Source organism: Agrobacterium sp. a22-2 (genome assembly GCF_012276985.1).
Taxonomy (GTDB): domain Bacteria; phylum Pseudomonadota; class Alphaproteobacteria; order Rhizobiales; family Rhizobiaceae; genus Allorhizobium.
On record NZ_JAAXMM010000001.1, the window covers coordinates 294,912 to 310,358 of the forward strand.

The 15,447-nt window shown below is 61.7% G+C and carries 14 protein-coding genes; 5 read left to right on the forward strand and 9 right to left on the reverse strand.

The genetic code is table 11. From position 1 onward, the window contains the following. Positions 1–45 precede the first annotated feature (45 nt). Positions 46–1,761 carry a patatin-like phospholipase family protein gene (locus HFC70_RS01400; protein ID WP_168471402.1) on the forward strand — a complete coding sequence of 572 codons (1,716 nt, stop codon included), beginning with the start codon at positions 46–48 and terminating at the stop codon, positions 1,759–1,761. Between the two features lie 45 nt (positions 1,762–1,806). Here the strand turns inward: HFC70_RS01400 and HFC70_RS01405 are convergent, their stop codons facing one another. Both HFC70_RS01405 and HFC70_RS01410 read right to left on the reverse strand, forming a co-directional pair. Further along, positions 1,807–3,069 (reverse strand): glycerate kinase, encoded by a 1,263-nt coding sequence (locus HFC70_RS01405; protein WP_168471403.1) that lies wholly within the window; start codon positions 3,067–3,069, stop codon positions 1,807–1,809. 47 nt (positions 3,070–3,116) lie between these two features. After that, entirely contained in the window at positions 3,117–3,713 is a 597-nt protein-coding gene (locus HFC70_RS01410; RefSeq protein WP_168471404.1) for a DsbA family protein, read from the reverse strand. 412 nt (positions 3,714–4,125) lie between these two features. On the opposite strand from HFC70_RS01410, the gene HFC70_RS01415 reads away from it, so the two are divergent. The 3 genes from HFC70_RS01415 to HFC70_RS01425 are packed head-to-tail and all read left to right on the forward strand — an operon-like array spanning position 4,126 to position 6,639. Then, complete coding sequence (locus tag HFC70_RS01415; protein ID WP_168471405.1) at positions 4,126–4,584, forward strand: DUF4126 domain-containing protein; 459 nt, start codon at positions 4,126–4,128, stop codon at positions 4,582–4,584. Next, a complete protein-coding gene (locus tag HFC70_RS01420; protein ID WP_168471406.1) occupies positions 4,584–5,957 on the forward strand; it encodes an FAD-containing oxidoreductase in 1,374 nt (457 codons plus the stop codon). Before HFC70_RS01415 ends, HFC70_RS01420 begins: the two co-directional genes overlap by 1 nt. Before the next feature lie 16 nt (positions 5,958–5,973). Continuing rightward, the gene (locus HFC70_RS01425; protein WP_168471407.1) at positions 5,974–6,639 is read left to right on the forward strand and encodes a sulfite oxidase-like oxidoreductase; all 666 of its coding nucleotides are present in this window, start codon (positions 5,974–5,976) and stop codon (positions 6,637–6,639) included. Between the two features lie 7 nt (positions 6,640–6,646). On the opposite strand, the gene HFC70_RS01430 is transcribed toward HFC70_RS01425, so the two are convergent. From HFC70_RS01430 to HFC70_RS01445, 4 genes are all read right to left on the reverse strand, one after another. Next, entirely contained in the window at positions 6,647–7,078 is a 432-nt protein-coding gene (locus tag HFC70_RS01430) for a hypothetical protein (RefSeq protein ID WP_168471408.1), read from the reverse strand. A gap of 128 nt (positions 7,079–7,206) precedes the next feature. Beyond that, entirely contained in the window at positions 7,207–8,442 is a 1,236-nt protein-coding gene (locus HFC70_RS01435; RefSeq protein WP_168471409.1) for an FAD-binding oxidoreductase, read from the reverse strand. Between the two features lie 148 nt (positions 8,443–8,590). Continuing rightward, complete coding sequence (locus HFC70_RS01440; RefSeq protein ID WP_168471410.1) at positions 8,591–8,971, reverse strand: response regulator; 381 nt, start codon at positions 8,969–8,971, stop codon at positions 8,591–8,593. Between the two features lie 129 nt (positions 8,972–9,100). Beyond that, positions 9,101–9,883: an SDR family NAD(P)-dependent oxidoreductase gene (locus HFC70_RS01445; RefSeq protein WP_168471411.1), complete on the reverse strand. Its 783-nt coding sequence runs from the start codon at positions 9,881–9,883 to the stop codon at positions 9,101–9,103. Positions 9,884–10,072: 189 nt separating this feature from the next. Between HFC70_RS01445 and glgX the strand changes: the two genes are divergently transcribed. Next, on the forward strand, positions 10,073–12,148 hold the full coding sequence (gene glgX / locus HFC70_RS01450; protein ID WP_168471742.1) for a glycogen debranching protein GlgX: 2,076 nt from the start codon (positions 10,073–10,075) through the stop codon (positions 12,146–12,148). A 62-nt stretch (positions 12,149–12,210) separates the two neighbouring features. Here the strand turns inward: glgX and HFC70_RS01455 are convergent, their stop codons facing one another. The 3 genes from HFC70_RS01455 to galE form a co-directional block, all read right to left on the reverse strand. Further along, positions 12,211–12,498 (reverse strand): BON domain-containing protein, encoded by a 288-nt coding sequence (locus HFC70_RS01455; protein WP_168471412.1) that lies wholly within the window; start codon positions 12,496–12,498, stop codon positions 12,211–12,213. A gap of 88 nt (positions 12,499–12,586) precedes the next feature. Next, complete coding sequence (locus HFC70_RS01460; protein ID WP_168471413.1) at positions 12,587–13,894, reverse strand: UDP-glucose/GDP-mannose dehydrogenase family protein; 1,308 nt, start codon at positions 13,892–13,894, stop codon at positions 12,587–12,589. Between the two features lie 227 nt (positions 13,895–14,121). Then, the gene (gene galE, locus HFC70_RS01465; RefSeq protein ID WP_168471414.1) at positions 14,122–15,108 is read right to left on the reverse strand and encodes a UDP-glucose 4-epimerase GalE; all 987 of its coding nucleotides are present in this window, start codon (positions 15,106–15,108) and stop codon (positions 14,122–14,124) included. Positions 15,109–15,447 lie beyond the last annotated feature (339 nt).

Sequence of the window (15,447 nt, forward strand, 5' to 3'; positions counted from 1 at the left end):
TTTTGAGGCATGATCTCGCCAGCCTTGCTCTGGGGGATGGACGTCATGACGACGCCGCTGAAACGTTGTGACCTGGTAATGAAGGGCGGGATTACCAGCGGCGTGGTCTATCCGCGCGCGGTGATTGAACTCTCGAAAGAGTACCGCTTCGAGAATATTGGCGGCACGTCGGCCGGTGCGATTGCCGCCGTGGTGACGGCGGCTGCCGAATATGGCCGCGACAGCGGCGGCTTCGAGAAGGTGGGCAAGCTGCCGGACGAGCTGTCGCAAACGCTGCTGCAGAAATTCCAGCCCCTGCCGCATCTGCGGCCTCTGTTCGTGCTGCTGCTGGCGGCGCTGTCCAAACGCTGGACGACGGTGCTCACCGCGCTTCTGACCGGATACCGCAAGAGCGCGGCGCTCGGGGCACTGCCGGGGCTTGTCATCCTGTTGCTGGCGCTGTCGTCGCAGTCTTCCGGCTATTGTGTGCTCGGGCTTCTTCTGGTAGTGGCAGGCGGTCTTGCCGCCCCGGTCTATTCGGCGATCCGGCAGGTAACCAGCGCCCTGCCGGAGGCGGATTTCGGGCTGTGCAGCGGGCTGACGCAGCCCGGCACCGACGGCCCGGCGCTGACCGACTGGCTGGCCGAGACGATCGACCGGGTTGCCGGGCTCGGACCGGGCGATCCGCCGCTCGGCATTGCCGATCTGCGCTTGCGCGACATCCGCGTCAACACGGTCACCACCGACATCTCCACCCATCGGCCCTATGCGTTGCCGATGGGCAACCGGTTGCATTTCTTCTCCGAGCGAGAATTCCGACGGCTGTTTCCCAAGCGGATCGTCGATGCGATGGTGACCGCCAGCAAGCGGGTGGAGACTGAGGACAAGAGCCGTGACCTCCATTACTTCAATGTCGAGAATATGCCGCTGGTGGTGATGGCGCGCATGAGTCTCAGCTTCCCCGGCCTGATATCGGCGGTTCCGCTCTGGCGCTACGACTATACCCTGGTCAATGTCAGCGGCGATGAGCAGTTGGTGCGCTGCCTGTTTTCCGATGGCGGGCTTTCGAGCAATTTTCCGGTGCATTTCTTCGACCGGTTCCTGCCCCATACGCCGACCTTCGGCATCTCGCTTGGCGAGCACAATCCCCTGCGGGCCAAGACCGGCGACGACCGGATCGTGCTACCGCTGAAGGCCATCCAGGGCCAGCTTCTGCCGACCCGCGGCATCAAGGGCATTTTCGGCTTCGTGATGGCACTGTTCGGCAGCGCCAAGGACTGGCAGGATTCGCTGCAATCCATTCTGCCGGGCTACCGGGAGCGCATCGTGACGGTGAACCTGACGGAGGACGAAGGCGGCCTCAATCTTGCCATGCCGGCCGAGCGGATCCGGGATCTGACCCGATATGGGGCGTTGGCAGGCCAGGAGATTGTCGGGAAATTCGAGCTCGATGAACATCGCTGGCGGCGCTACCTTGTGGAAATCCGCGCGATCGACGACATGCTGCGCGACTTTGCCGAGGCCTATTACGCCGAACCGCAGCCGGGTTCCATGGCCTATGCGGACCTTGCCGTCGACTACGAACCGCAATCGTTCGGCCAGTTGACCCGCAAGGAGCGCGAGGCCATCAAGGACAAGGCGGAGCGCATCGCCGAACTTGGGCGAGAGCTTGCCGGGCTGGTGCCGCTCAAAGACATGGACAAGCGATTACCCAGGAGCCGCAGCCGGCTGCGGTCGATCGCCCGCATGGACGACACCGTGGACAGCATGAGTGACGATTGATGAAAGGCCGGCGCTTGACCATTTTCCTCGCTCGAAACCATCCCGTCAGACGATGAGGATGGCGCGGAAATCGTTGACATTGGTGCCGGTCGGGCCGGTCTCAAACAGATCGCCGATGGCCAAGAAGCCGGAATAGCTGTCATTGCCATCCAGCAGCCGGCGCGGATCCAGGCCGGCGGCGCGCAGCCGCTTGACGCTGCCGCCATCGGCAAAGGCGCCGGCATTGTTTTCCGAGCCGTCTATGCCATCGGTATCGGCGGCCAGCACGTGGATATCGTGCCCGTCGATCGCCAGCGCCATGGCCAGCGTGAATTCGCCATTGCGTCCGCCGCGACCGCCCCTGGTGCGCAAGGTCACCGTGGTTTCGCCACCCGACAGGATCACCACCGGTTTTTTGAAGGGCCGGTCACGGGTGAGCACTTCCCGGGCGATCGCCGCATGCATCAGGGCAACATCCCTGGCCTCGCCCTCGATCGAATCCGACAGGATGACGGCGGGAATGCCTTGCGCCTGCGCAAGGGCGGCGGCGGCCTGCAGCGAGACGCCTGCGGAAGCGATGATATGATGCTCGTGCCTGGCAAAAACCGGATCGGCGGGATCCGGTGCATCGGCGGCCGGGGAATTCAGATGATCGATCGCCGCCTGAGGCAGGGCCAAGCCGTATTGGCGAACGATCTCCAAGGCATCGTGGCGGATGGAGCCGTCGGCAACCGTCGGGCCGGAGGCCACATGGGCTGGATTGTCTCCAGGGATATCCGACACGATCAGGCTGACGACTCTGGCCTTGGTGGCGGCGGCAAGTCGGCCGCCCTTGATGGTGGACAGATGCTTGCGCACCACGTTCATCGCCGAAATCGGCGCACCGGAGGCGAGCAGCATTTCGTTCAGCGCGATCTCGTCATCGAGCGTCAGCCCGGCCGGAGGTGCAGGCAGCAGGGCGGAGCCGCCGCCGCAGATCAATGCGATCACCAGATCGTCGGCCGTCAGATCGCCAACCGCCGCCATCAGCCGTTTGGCGGCCTTCAGACCCGCAGCATCCGGCACCGGATGGGACGCCTCGATCAGGTCGATATGATCGAGCGTGCAGCCATAGCCGTAGCGCGTCACGACGACACCTTCGAGCGGGCCATCCCACAGGCTTTCCAGCGCCTGCGCCATCTGGGCCGCCCCCTTGCCGGCGCCGATCACGATGGTGCGGCCGACAGGCTTTTGCGGCAGGTGTTTGCGTATGCCCTCCAGCGGATCCGCAGCAGTGACGGCTGCCTGAAACAGTGTGGTCAAAAAGGAACGGGGCTCGACAGGAGGCATGGGACTTTCCATTTGCGAAACTCTGGTGGCGGGATGCGGAGCGTCAGTCAGGCGCGCGCCTTGGCAATGGCTTTCTTCAACCCCTCTTCGTCCAGAACGCCTGGATAAAGGGACGTGCCCGTGACGAAGGACGGCGTACCGACCAGGTTGAAACTCGTCGCCTGGGCGTAGTTGCGGTCGAGAAGCCCGGATATCTTGGTATTGTGCTTGTTGACCGCGGCGGCGATCCGGTCCATCGGCAGATCGACACTGGCCAGCGCCTGTTCCACCGCCTCCTCGCTGACCCGCCCTTGGATCTTCATCACAGCCTCCATGGCGGGCTCGTATTTGCCGAGTTGGGCCGCGCCCAGAACGGCCTGGGCCGCAAAGACCGAAACGCCGCCGAATATCGGCCAGTCCTTCAATACAAGACGGACATTGCCGTCTTCCTTGACGATCCTTCTGACGATCGGATGGCTCGATTTGCAGTAACCGCACTGATAGTCGAAGAACTCGACCAATGTCACGTCGCCCTTTGGATTGCCGAGAACCGGCGCGTCCTTGTCGAAATAAAGCTCATGCTGAGTCAGTTCCACGGCAAAGGAAGCGCGCGGGGCGATGAGGGCAAGGGCAGCGGTCCCGAGCATGTGTCGGCGGGTCAGCATCGTCTCAGTCTCTCCTCATCCGGTACTGCTGGTTGCGTATCGGCCGCCGCCCGGGATGGTTTGGCCGTTGCATTTCTTATACCAAGTCTCGACGACGCCGGCAGGACCGATCGAGCCGGTCCTATAGGTTTCTATTATCGAGATTTGGTATTAGAGGATCGGCACGGCCGCGCCAAGCCGTTCCGCCCGTTATCGCAAAGCGCCGAAAAAAGTGACGAATGCCAAGTTAAAGAATTGAGATCGGCGTTTTTACTGTTTATCCTCGACGGGCCGGGGACATGAATTCTTGCGCATGCTTCAATTACAGGAGCTTCTGCTCCCAATGCTTATATTGCCGGCGATCCGCGCCCCGATCCGGACGCCCGACTGATTGTGATCTACCTTTCCTATATCGAGCCAAAGGAATTTCGTCATGATCGCCATATTCTCGTTTCTCATCGGCATCGTTGCAGGTCTTCGGGCCATGACGGCGCCGGCCGCCGTCAGCTGGGCTGCCGCACTCGGCTGGATCAACGTGTCCGAAACGCCGCTGGCCTTCATGGGCTATGCCTGGACGCCGTGGATCTTCACGGTCCTGGCCCTGGTCGAACTGGTGACCGACCAATTGCCATCGACGCCGAGCCGCAAGGTGCCGCCGCAGTTTGCCGCCCGCATCATCATGGGCGGCCTGGCGGGCGCCACCATCGGCGCCGGCTTCGGCCTGCTGGTGGCGGGGCTGATCGCCGGCATCGTCGGTGCCATTGCCGGCACCTATGGCGGGGCTGCAGCACGCGGCCGCCTGGCAGCCGTGTTCGGCAGGGATCTCCCAGCCGCGCTGATCGAGGATGCCGTCGCCATTCTCGGTGCCTATATCATCGTGGCCAGCCTCTGATGAAGAGCTTCGACGCGATCGTGATCGGGGCCGGACAGGCCGGCCCCTCGCTTGCCGGCCGGCTGACGGGTGCCGGCATGTCAGTAGCGCTGATCGAGCGGAAATTCGTCGGCGGCACCTGCGTCAATGCCGGCTGCATGCCGACCAAGACGCTGATCGCTTCGGCGCGGGCAGCCCATGTGGCCGGCCGCGCCGCCGATTTCGGGATCGTGCTGGAAGGCGCCCCTGGCATCGACATCGCCAGGGTCAGGGCCCGCGCCCAGACGGTGATCCACAATGCCCGCAGCGGCCAGGAAGACTGGCTCGGCTCCATGCCGGGCCTGACGCTGATCCGCAGCCAGGCACGCCTGCTCGGCGCCGACACCGTGCAGGTTGGCGACGAGACCCTGACGGCGCCGAAAATCTTTCTCAATGTCGGCGGACGGCCGGCAAAGCCGGATCTCGATGGGATCGACAGCGTTCCCTACCTCACCAGCACGAGCATGCTGGCGCTGGACACCGTTCCCCGCCATCTGGTGGTGGTCGGCGGCAGCTATATCGGGCTGGAATTCGCGCAGATGTACCGACGCTTCGGGGCGCAAGTGACCGTGGTCGAGCGCGGCGATCATCTGCTGCCGCGCGAGGATGCGGATATTTCCCAAGCCATTGCCGAGATTCTGACAGCCGAAGGCATCGCCATTCGCACCAAGGCCGACTGCATCGGATTGAGGCCCGAAGGAAACGACGTCGCCGTGCGCGTCAACTGCACATCGGGCGAGCCGGAGGTGTGGGGTAGCCATGTGCTGGTGGCCACGGGACGCCAGCCGAATACCGATGATCTCGGCCTCGACAACGCGGGCGTTGCGGTCGATGGGCGCGGTTATATCCAAGTGGATGACAGACTGGCGACCAACGTGCCAGGCATCTGGGCGCTTGGCGACTGCAACGGCCGGGGTGCCTTCACCCACACGAGCTATAACGACTTCGAAATTGTCGCCGCCAATCTTCTGGATGGCGACGATCGGAAGCTCTCCGATCGCATATCCGCTTATGCCCTTTACATCGACCCGCCGCTCGGGCGGGTCGGCATGAGCGAACGGGAGGCGCGGGCGACCAACAGGCCGATTTCGATCTCCACCCGGCCGATGAGCCGCGTCGGCCGGGCGATCGAGCGCGACGAGACCAAGGGCTTCATGAAACTGATCGCCGATACAGAAACCCAGAAGATCCTTGGTGCCGCCATTCTCGGCATCGAGGGCGACGAGGCGATCCACGGCATCCTGGATATCATGAATGCCGACATCGCCTATCCGACCCTGCAATGGGCGGTGCCGATTCATCCAACCGTTTCGGAACTCATTCCGACGCTGGTCGGGGGATTGAAGCCTGCCTGAGAACGAGGATTCTACCATGAGCGACGAAGAGTTGAGCCCGGAACTGACCAAACTGACCGTGACCAAGCAGCGCTGGGCGGCGGAGGGCAAGTTTCTGACTGGTCGCGTGGCACGGCCGGACAGCGACCGCCTGCCGCCGGGCCAGCATCTGGTCAAGAACTGGCCGGTGCTGGACCTTGGTCAGCAGCCGCACATCTCGCAATCGCAATGGAAACTGGAGGTGGCCGGGCTGGTGGCGGCCCCGCGGAGCCTGACGTGGCAGGCGTTCCAGGACCTGCCACAGAGCGACATGCGCTCCGACATCCACTGCGTGACGACGTGGTCGCGCTACGACAACGACTGGGTGGGTGTGGCGACCCGCGATCTGCTGGCACTTGTCTCGCCCTCCGACACGGCGAATGCCGTGATGCTGACCAGCTACGATGGCTATACGACCAATCTGCCGCTGGCCGATTTTGCCGCTGAAGACGCGATCATTGCCCATAGCTGGGATGGCAAGCCGCTGACCACGGACCATGGCGGGCCGGTGCGGCTGGTGGTACCGCATCTCTATTTCTGGAAAAGCGCCAAATGGCTGAAACGGATCGACTTCCTGGCGGTTGACCGCCCCGGCTTCTGGGAAAAGAACGGCTATCACATGCGCGGCGACCCCTGGGCCGAGGAGCGTTATTCCGAGGATTGAGACAGGATCATCCGGCGCGTTCCAGCAGGCCCTTGATCAGGAACATTTCCGCCTCGTGGATGCAGCCGAACTGCGTCCATTCGGCATCCGTCTGGGTGGCAAGGCGCCAGGTCAGCAGGCTGACGACGCAGGTATCGACGCCCATCTTCAGCACCCCGCCCGGAATGACCCGCGACATGTTTCGGAACTGCATGGTCTCCTTGGTGCCGCCAACCTCGTAGTCGACCTGGAACCGCGCCTGGTCGACATGCAGGCGTACATAGGTCTGCCGGCCGGTGAACGTCGAGGTTCCGAGAAACAGGCCTGGCTCGACTTCGGAGCGATCCATGCTACCCCAGGCCCATTGCCCCTGTTTGATGCCGTCGGACATCAGGGCAAAGGCGATACGGGCCGGTCGCTCGACAACGATGCTGCTCGAATGACAATGCGGATCCTGCATGACTATCCCCTTTTTCGCGCCGGTCTGTACGCACCAGCCGCCAACCGATGCCCGGTCAATAGTTTAAGCATAAAATATAAAAGCCCAAGGTCAATGGGTTTCGGCAAGGGACGACCATGCCCCGAACATCACTCGGGGTAGCGAAACAGATCCTCCTCTGGGTCCGGTTGTCCGGCTATTCTCGAGGCAACCAGCTCAGAGGCAATGGCGCTGAAGGTGATACCGTTGCCGCCAAACCCCATCACCGCGTGCACATGGTCCATGCCGGGCGTCCGGTCGATGATCGGCAGGCCGGTTGTGGTCGTGCCGAAGGCAGCCGCCCAGCCGTAGGCGGGCTTGCCGATGTCGATCCCGGTCAGATCCTTGAGCTTTTCGGCAATCCGGGCAAACTTGGCCTTCGCCTTGTCCTGATCGAGATGGGCGACCGGATCGGCTTCGTCCTCGCCGCCGGCAATGATGCGGCCGTCCGGCGTCGAGCGGAAATAGAGATAGGGATCGGATCCTTCCCAAACCAGGAACTCGTCGAGCCAGGCCGGGCGCGGAATGCGCGGCTCGCTGGCCAGCGCCCAGGTGGAAATCACCCGATGGGCCGGGCTCTCCATGACTTCCAGGAATTCGTATCCTGTGCAGAACACCACGTCGGCGGCTGTCAGCAACCGGCCGCCCGCCGTTGCCAGGACCACGCCGTCGCGGGTTTCGCGCAGGTCGGTAATGTCAAGCAGCGATACCGTTTCCACGCCCCGCACAGCGGCAGCTTTGTGCAGGCCGGCGGTCAACTGGGCGGGATTGGCGGAGGCCGATGGATTTGAGACGATACCCGCCGTCCGCTGGATGCCGAAACGTTCGCGCAGCTCAGCCGATTTCAGATATTCGGCCTGCAGGCCTGCCTCAATGCGTCGATCGGCTTCAGTCTGCAGCGCGCGCGATCCGTATTCCTCGCCGGCCAGATAGAGCGTGCAGCGCTCTTCGAAGGCGCAACGAATATCGAGCCGGGCGATCGTGCGCTTGAGATGTTTGACGGCCTCACTGGAGCGCTGCCAGGCGCGTGCCGCCTTTTCCTTGCCGATCAGCTTATCCAGCTGATGCAGCGGAATATCGATTTCATGCTGGATCATCGCCGTGCTGGCCATGGTACTACCCCGCACAGGCAGCCGGCGATCGATCACCAGGATGCGCCGTTTTCCGTCGGCAAGCGCCTCGGCCATCATCGCGCCGCTAATGCCGGCGCCAACGATGATTACGTCATAGTCCTGATGTCGCGGCGTGCTGCTGGACGGTACGGTGATGCGAGGCGTTGCTGCCCACAAGGGATGATCCGTGCGCAAAGTTTTGCGGCGCGTCACGCCATCCGTCGTTTTCGTCATGAAACCCCTGCCCCTTGCGGAAATCCGATACAATCGGAGCGCCTTCAGTCAATGGCACAGCCCCCTTGGCTGGCCGAGGCAGTAACCCCAGGAACCGTCTTAAGTTCCCAGTCTTATCTTTTGCCTGCGGAAATGCCGACCGGCACAATCAATTGGTGGCGCGCAGGCTCGCCCAAGGACGGTCATTGATCAGCGACACGAATATCTTGAAATAGTCCGCCGGCTTCGAGACGATCCGGTCGGCGGGAATTCCCAACGCAATGATCTCCTGGGCCGGCGTGCCGGAGACCACCCGGTAGGGAATTCCGGCAGAGCGCAGCCGTTCCACCACAGGGGTCACGACACCATCAAGCACCTGGAAATCCAGTATCGCCGCCGTTACCCGGCCATTGTCCAGGAACTCCAGCGCATCGCGCACCGTTTCCGTAGTCACTACATTGGCACCGGCCTTGGACACGCTGTCGGCAGCGTCCATGGAAATGAAAACATCGTCCTCGACGATCAGGATTGTATCGGGCTCTGTGCGCATATTCTTGTCTCCTTCGACTGCCAAACGCATTGCCGGCCGGTTTGTTCATCTTTTGCTAAAATTGAAAACGACATGGTGAACAAATGGTTAAATCTGGCCGCCCGTGCGCGAGGGACCGGTACTTCGATGTCATCGCAGCAGGCTCTGAGCCCCGTCGACCCAGATCGGTGTTCCCGTCACATGGCGCGCGCCGTCAGATGCCAGGAAGGCTATGACTTCGGCGACATCCTCGCTGGCACCGGCAATGCCTGCGGTGAGCGGAATATCGCCCTCCGGCCAGATGACCGGTACCCCTGCCTCTTCGCTGTTTCTCATCGTGGTATTGTCCTGGATTTCCGTATCGATCTTGCCGGGGCAGACCGCGTTGATACGGATATTGTGCTTGCCCAGTTCCGGGGCCAGTTGTTGCACCATGGCCAATTGTGCCGCCTTGGTCGCCGAATAGGCGGTGGCGCCCGGCGACGTGAAGGTCCGCGTTCCGTTGATCGACGAGATCACGATGATCGAACCGCCGCCCGATGTCTTCAGATAGGGCACAGTCATATGCAGGGTCATGTAGGTGCCGCGCAGGTTGACAGCGATGGTGCGGTCCCATTCATCGGGCTTCAGATCATCAATCGGCGCCCATATGCCGTTGATCCCGGCATTGGCCACGACGATATCGAGACGCCCCTTGCTATCGAACAGTGTCCCGACCGCCCGAGCCATCTGCTGCTCATCCGTGATATCAGCCACCAGGGCGACGCTCTCACCGCCGGCCGCCTCGATCTCGGCGACTGTTGCGTGCAATTCCTCGGCGGTATGTCCCAGAACGGCGACATAGGCACCTTGCGCGGCCAGATGCCGGGCTGCTGCCTTGCCGATGCCCGAACCGCCGCCCGTCACCAGGGCGACATCTCCGTGGAAGTCCATCATTCGTGTTCCTTACTAAAAGTCCTGGGAAAGCGTGCGCCCCGTTCCTTTGGAACACGGCGGAACGGGTTTTGTTCCTCACCATTCGATAGTGGGCGAACGGTTTTTGCGGCGGTGCGGAACAAATGCTGCGCTTGCGGCTTATCTCGACGCAACTCTTCACCGGCCCTGAGGTACTTTCCCATGGACATGAGCAGAGCACGTTTCGCAATCGAGGCCGGCCAATGGCAGAGCCTGGGCGCGCATTTCGATGGCAAAGGCACCAATTTCGCGTTGTTTTCGGCTCATGCCGAGCGCGTGGACCTGTGCCTCTACGACCCGACCGGCATGACCGAGATCGCCCGTCTCGACCTGCCGGAATACACCAATGAGATCTGGCACGGTTATGTGCCGGGCCTGAAACCGGGAGCGCTCTACGGCTACCGGGTACATGGCCCCTATGATCCGGCCAATGGCCATCGCTTCAACCCGCACAAGCTGCTGCTCGATCCCTACGCGCGAGAACTGGTCGGTCCGATCAAATGGTCGAAAGCGCATTTCGCCTATGATCTGGACAGCGAGGAGAAGGATCTGTCCTTCAACGACATGGACAGCGCTTCGGGCATGCCGAAATGCCGCGTGGTGGACCGCAACGCCGTGGGCTGGGGCTCGATCCAGCGGCCGGCGATCGGCTGGTCGGACACGATCGTCTATGAAACGCATGTGAAGGGCTTTACACAGCTCAATCCGGCCATTCCGCAGGAGTTGCGCGGCACGTTCGAAGGGCTCGGGCACAAGGCTGCGGTTGACTATATCAAGGGCCTCGGCATCACCTCCGTCGAACTCCTGCCGATCCACGAATTCCCCGATGACAGCCACCTGCTCGACAAGGGACTGCGGAATTATTGGGGCTACAACACCATCGGCTTCTTCGCCCCGGCCCAGCGTTACTACGGGCCGCAGGGATTGCATGGCTTCCGCGAGATGGTGCGCGCATTTCACGATGCCGGCATCGAAGTCATTCTCGACGTGGTCTACAACCACACAGCCGAGGGCAATGAACTCGGCCCGTCGCTGTCCTTCAAGGGCATCGACAATTTCTCCTATTATCGGACACTGCCGGACAATCACCGTTACTATATCAACGATACCGGCACCGGAAACACGGTGAACACATCGCATCCGCGCGTGCTGCAAATGGTGATGGATTCCTTGCGCTACTGGGCCGAAGACATGCAGGTCGACGGCTTCCGTTTCGATCTCGGCACCATTCTGGGCCGGGAGCCGGAGGGGTTCGACCAGCGCGGCGGCTATTTCGATGCAATGACGCAGGATCCGGTGCTCAGCCGCGTCAAGCTGATCGGCGAGCCCTGGGATATCGGTCCCGGAGGCTACCAGGTCGGCGGCTTTCCGCCGGGCTGGGCCGAGTGGAACGACAAATATCGCGATTCGACCCGCGAATACTGGTTGAACGGCGACAATTGCGCGCCGGACTTTGCCGCACGCCTGCTCGGATCCGGCGATATCTACGATCTGCGCGGCCGTCGCCCCTGGGCAAGCGTCAACTTCATCACCGCCCATGACGGCTTCACACTGAACGACCTCGTCTCCTATGACAGCAAGCACAACGAGGCCAACGGCGAAGACAACAATGATGGTCACAACGACAACCGCAGCCACAATTACGGAGTAGAGGGACCGACCGAGGACGAGGGCATCAACGCGCTACGGGAGCGCCAGAAACGCAATTTTCTGGCGACCTTGCTGCTCTCACACGGGACACCGATGCTGCTGGCCGGCGACGAATTCGGCCGGTCGCAGATGGGCAACAACAACGGCTATTGCCAGGACAGCGAGATCAGCTGGCTGCATTGGGAAAACCTGCCGGACAGCTGCGAGGCACTGCGCAGCTTTACCCGGCGCCTGATCGCGCTGCGCAAGGAACAGCCGCTGCTGCGGCGGGAGAACTGGCGCGACGGCATGGTGATCGACTGGTTCAACATGCATGGCGGGGCACAAAGGCCGGAACATTGGCTGGACGGCAATGCGCTGGCGCTACGCCTGCATCGGGATGACTTGGCCGATCATCCCGGCATCTGGTCCGATGTCCTGATCCTGTTCAATCCGGTCGACGACGATGCCGCCTTTACCATTCCGGCCACCGGCGACAATGACTGGGTTCTGGAACTGATTACCAGCAACCCGGAGCAGCACGGCGATATTGCCAGGAAAACCGAGCAATTCGTTTTGCCGGCCCGTTGCCTTGCCTTGTTCCGAAAAAGCTGAATTCAATCGTCATCGCACCCTCCCCTGACCTTGCGGCCAGGGGAGAGTTTCAACTTCGACCGTCAGATGCCGCTGCGCTCGCCGATGGCGAGGTTGACGGAGACCTTATCCACGCCCGGCACATCAAGTGCCACCTGGACCGCCCGGTCAACCTCCTGGGCCGAACCGACCGTGCCGGAAAGCACGATCTCTCGCTTTATTGCCGTTGCCGAAACGCTTGAAGCGTCGATGCCGTCGCTGACTGCCAGCTGTTCGGCGACGCTTGTTTCCAGAGCGACTTCCGCCGGGGGGATTTTCGCATTGTCGCGGACCGGCTCTTCGCCGTAGAATTTCTGTGGTTTGAACACCATGGTCTTTCACCTCGCATCACTGTTTCGATGCGAGGTTAACGCGGCACGCAGGGGATGGTTGCAATGGGGCTCTATCGCCCCATCGCCGTCAGGAGGCGCGGCCGACGCTGGAATAGGAAAAGCCCTGAGCGACGACATCCGGGGCCGTGTAGATATTGCGCAGATCGACCAGAACAGGCGATGTCATTATCGCTTTCAGCTTGGCGAAATCCAGCGCCTTGAAGGCGTTCCATTCGGTGATGATGACCAGGGCATCGGCACCTTCGGCGACGCTCTCGACGTCATCGCAATAGGCAAGCTCGGGCATGGCCGATTTTGCGGAGGGCATACCCTCCGGATCGTAGGCCTTGAGAATGGCTCCTTTATCGAGCAAGGCCTGAACGATGGCGAGTGCAGGCGATTCCCGGATGTCATCGGTGTCCGGCTTGAAGGTCAATCCGAGAATGCCGATCACCTTGCCGCGCAACTGGCCGCCGACGGCACTTTCGACCTTGCGAGCCATGGCTCGCTTGCGCGTCTCGTTGATGCCGACGATCGTCTCAATCAGGCGGATCGGACTGTTATGGTCCTGCGCCGTCTTGACCAAGGCCAGCGTGTCCTTCGGAAAGCACGAGCCGCCGTAGCCGGGTCCGGCGTTGAGGAATTTCTGGCCGATGCGGCTGTCCAGCCCCATGCCGCGTGACACGTCCTGAACATTGGCGCCGACATGCTCGCAGAGATCGGCGATCTCGTTGATATAGGCAAGCTTCAGCGCCAGGAAGGCGTTGGCGGCGTATTTGGTCAATTCGGCGGTGCGGCGGGAGGTGAAGAGAAGCGGGTGCTTCTGGCGATCCAGCGCGCTATAGACATCGGCCATGATATCGCGGGCGCGATCGTCGTTAAGGCCGACCACGACGCGATCGGGTTGCATGAAATCGGTGATGGCGGCTCCCTCACGCAGGAACTCCGGATTGGAGACGATCGCCAGATCGGCCTGCGGATTCGTCTCGGCCATGATGCGCTCAAGCTCGTCACCGGTGCCGACGGGAACAGTCGATTTTGTCACGATAACCGTGAAGCCGCGCACAGCCGCTGCCACTTCGCGGGCGGCGGCGAATACATAGGACAGGTCCGCATGGCCATCGCTCTTGCGCGATGGTGTGCCGACAGCAAGAAAGACGACCTCAGCGGCAGCGACCGGTTCGGCAAGATCGGTGGTGAATGTCAGGCGACCTTCCGCAATATTCTTGGCGATCAGCGCATCAAGGCCGGGCTCGAAGATCGGCACATGTCCCGCATTGAGCAGGGCGATCTTCGCCGCGTCCTTGTCGATGCAGGTGACCTGATGGCCGAAATCCGCGAGACACACGCCGGACACCAGGCCGACATACCCTGAACCAATAATCGCAATGCGCACTGCCCACTCCAGAACCTTAAATTTCGGATCGCTCCGCCGCATCGCAGAAATCGCGTTTGAAGATGCGCATCGCGTATTTGGCAAACCCGGTCGCTTGTAGATGACAGCGCTCTCGGACTCACTTGGCCTAGCTTGCTTATTCCACAGTATTTTACAAGCCGGCCAACGCATGGCCGCAGAGACCGCAGCCTATGCGTGGCGGGGCAATGCAGCGATGAAACCCGCCTTCAGCGCAACAGGTTGGACGTGGAATGCCACTTCCAGGCCGACTGGATGATATCCTTCAACTCGTAGCGGGGAACCCAGCCCAATACATCCCGCGCCTTGTCGTTATTGGCCACCAGCGTGTGGGAATCGCCTTCCCGACGACCGATATACTCGACCGGGAACGGGCGGCCCGAGACGTCCTCGATGGCCGACAACAGCTCCTTGACAGTCGTGCCTGTTCCTGTGCCCAGGTTGAGTTCGACCGACGGGCCGTCCTTCAACAGATATTCGACGGCGCGGACATGGGCATCGGCCAGATCGAGCACATGGATGTAATCGCGCACACACGTGCCGTCGCGTGTCTCATAGTCGCTGCCGAACACTTTGAAGCCCTGGCGCCGGCCAAGCCCTGCATCGATCGCCAGCGGAATGGCGTGGGTTTCCGGCGTATGCCACTCGCCGACGCGGCAGTCGAAATCGGCGCCGGCTGCATTGAAATAACGCAGGATGACCGAGCGGAACTGATTATACTGATCGTAGTCCTTGAGCGCCTGCTCGACGATCCATTTGGTGCGGCCATAGGGATTGATCGGTGCCTGGCGGTGCTGCTCGTCGATCGGCACCATTTCCGGCAGTCCATAAGTGGCGCAGGTCGAGGAAAACACGAAGGCCTTGATCCCTGCGGCCTGGGCTGCCGACAGGAGCGTCAGCGAACCGATGACGTTGTTGTCGTAGAACGAAACCGGATCCTTGACGGATTCCCCAACCTCGATCAGCGCTGCGAAATGTAGGATGGCGGCAGGCTGATAGGTGCGCATGACCTCGTCGAGCCGTTCGCGGTCGCGGATATCGCCGCGCTCCAGGGGACCCCATTTGACGAACTCGCCATGCCCGTTCGACAGGTTGTCATAGACGATCGGCAGGAAGCCACGCTTCGACAATTCAAGGCAGGTGTGCGAGCCGATATAGCCGGCACCGCCGACGACGAGAATGGGCGTATCCGTCATGAAATTGCTTCCGTTGTTATCCTTGGCCGCCAAGTCTTAAGGGCGGGCTGTTGCCACGACAAGGGGGGGCGCCGGCAACCAGCCTGAGCATTCCGGTTCTTTTTGGGCAGACCTTTGTGTCTTTTTCCACCCTCCGGCAACCGAGGCGGGCCATTGGCGGGGATTGCGACCTACAATATCTTGACCGCTATAGTCATATTTATAATGTTTGATTAAGGCTGACGCCGGACGAGCCGAAGCATGCGCGAACCGCCACCTACGTTGCAATGGTGACGAAGCCGCCAATGGTGCGGCCCAGACACCATTATCACCGTAGCGCCGTTTTGCCGGCTTTTGCAG

Excerpts from the sequence above, each read along its gene's own strand:
- HFC70_RS01400 (WP_168471402.1), top strand. The coding sequence starts at position 46 with ATGACGACGCCGCTGAAACGTTGTGACCTGGTAATGAAGGGCGGGATT.
- HFC70_RS01405 (WP_168471403.1), bottom strand. The coding sequence starts at position 3,069 with ATGCCTCCTGTCGAGCCCCGTTCCTTTTTGACCACACTGTTTCAGGCA.
- HFC70_RS01410 (WP_168471404.1), bottom strand. The coding sequence starts at position 3,713 with ATGCTGACCCGCCGACACATGCTCGGGACCGCTGCCCTTGCCCTCATC.
- HFC70_RS01415 (WP_168471405.1), top strand. The coding sequence starts at position 4,126 with ATGATCGCCATATTCTCGTTTCTCATCGGCATCGTTGCAGGTCTTCGG.
- HFC70_RS01420 (WP_168471406.1), top strand. The coding sequence starts at position 4,584 with ATGAAGAGCTTCGACGCGATCGTGATCGGGGCCGGACAGGCCGGCCCC.
- HFC70_RS01425 (WP_168471407.1), top strand. The coding sequence starts at position 5,974 with ATGAGCGACGAAGAGTTGAGCCCGGAACTGACCAAACTGACCGTGACC.
- HFC70_RS01430 (WP_168471408.1), bottom strand. The coding sequence starts at position 7,078 with ATGCAGGATCCGCATTGTCATTCGAGCAGCATCGTTGTCGAGCGACCG.
- HFC70_RS01435 (WP_168471409.1), bottom strand. The coding sequence starts at position 8,442 with ATGACGAAAACGACGGATGGCGTGACGCGCCGCAAAACTTTGCGCACG.
- HFC70_RS01440 (WP_168471410.1), bottom strand. The coding sequence starts at position 8,971 with ATGCGCACAGAGCCCGATACAATCCTGATCGTCGAGGACGATGTTTTC.
- HFC70_RS01445 (WP_168471411.1), bottom strand. The coding sequence starts at position 9,883 with ATGGACTTCCACGGAGATGTCGCCCTGGTGACGGGCGGCGGTTCGGGC.
- glgX (WP_168471742.1), top strand. The coding sequence starts at position 10,073 with ATGAGCAGAGCACGTTTCGCAATCGAGGCCGGCCAATGGCAGAGCCTG.
- HFC70_RS01455 (WP_168471412.1), bottom strand. The coding sequence starts at position 12,498 with ATGGTGTTCAAACCACAGAAATTCTACGGCGAAGAGCCGGTCCGCGAC.
- galE (WP_168471414.1), bottom strand. The coding sequence starts at position 15,108 with ATGACGGATACGCCCATTCTCGTCGTCGGCGGTGCCGGCTATATCGGC.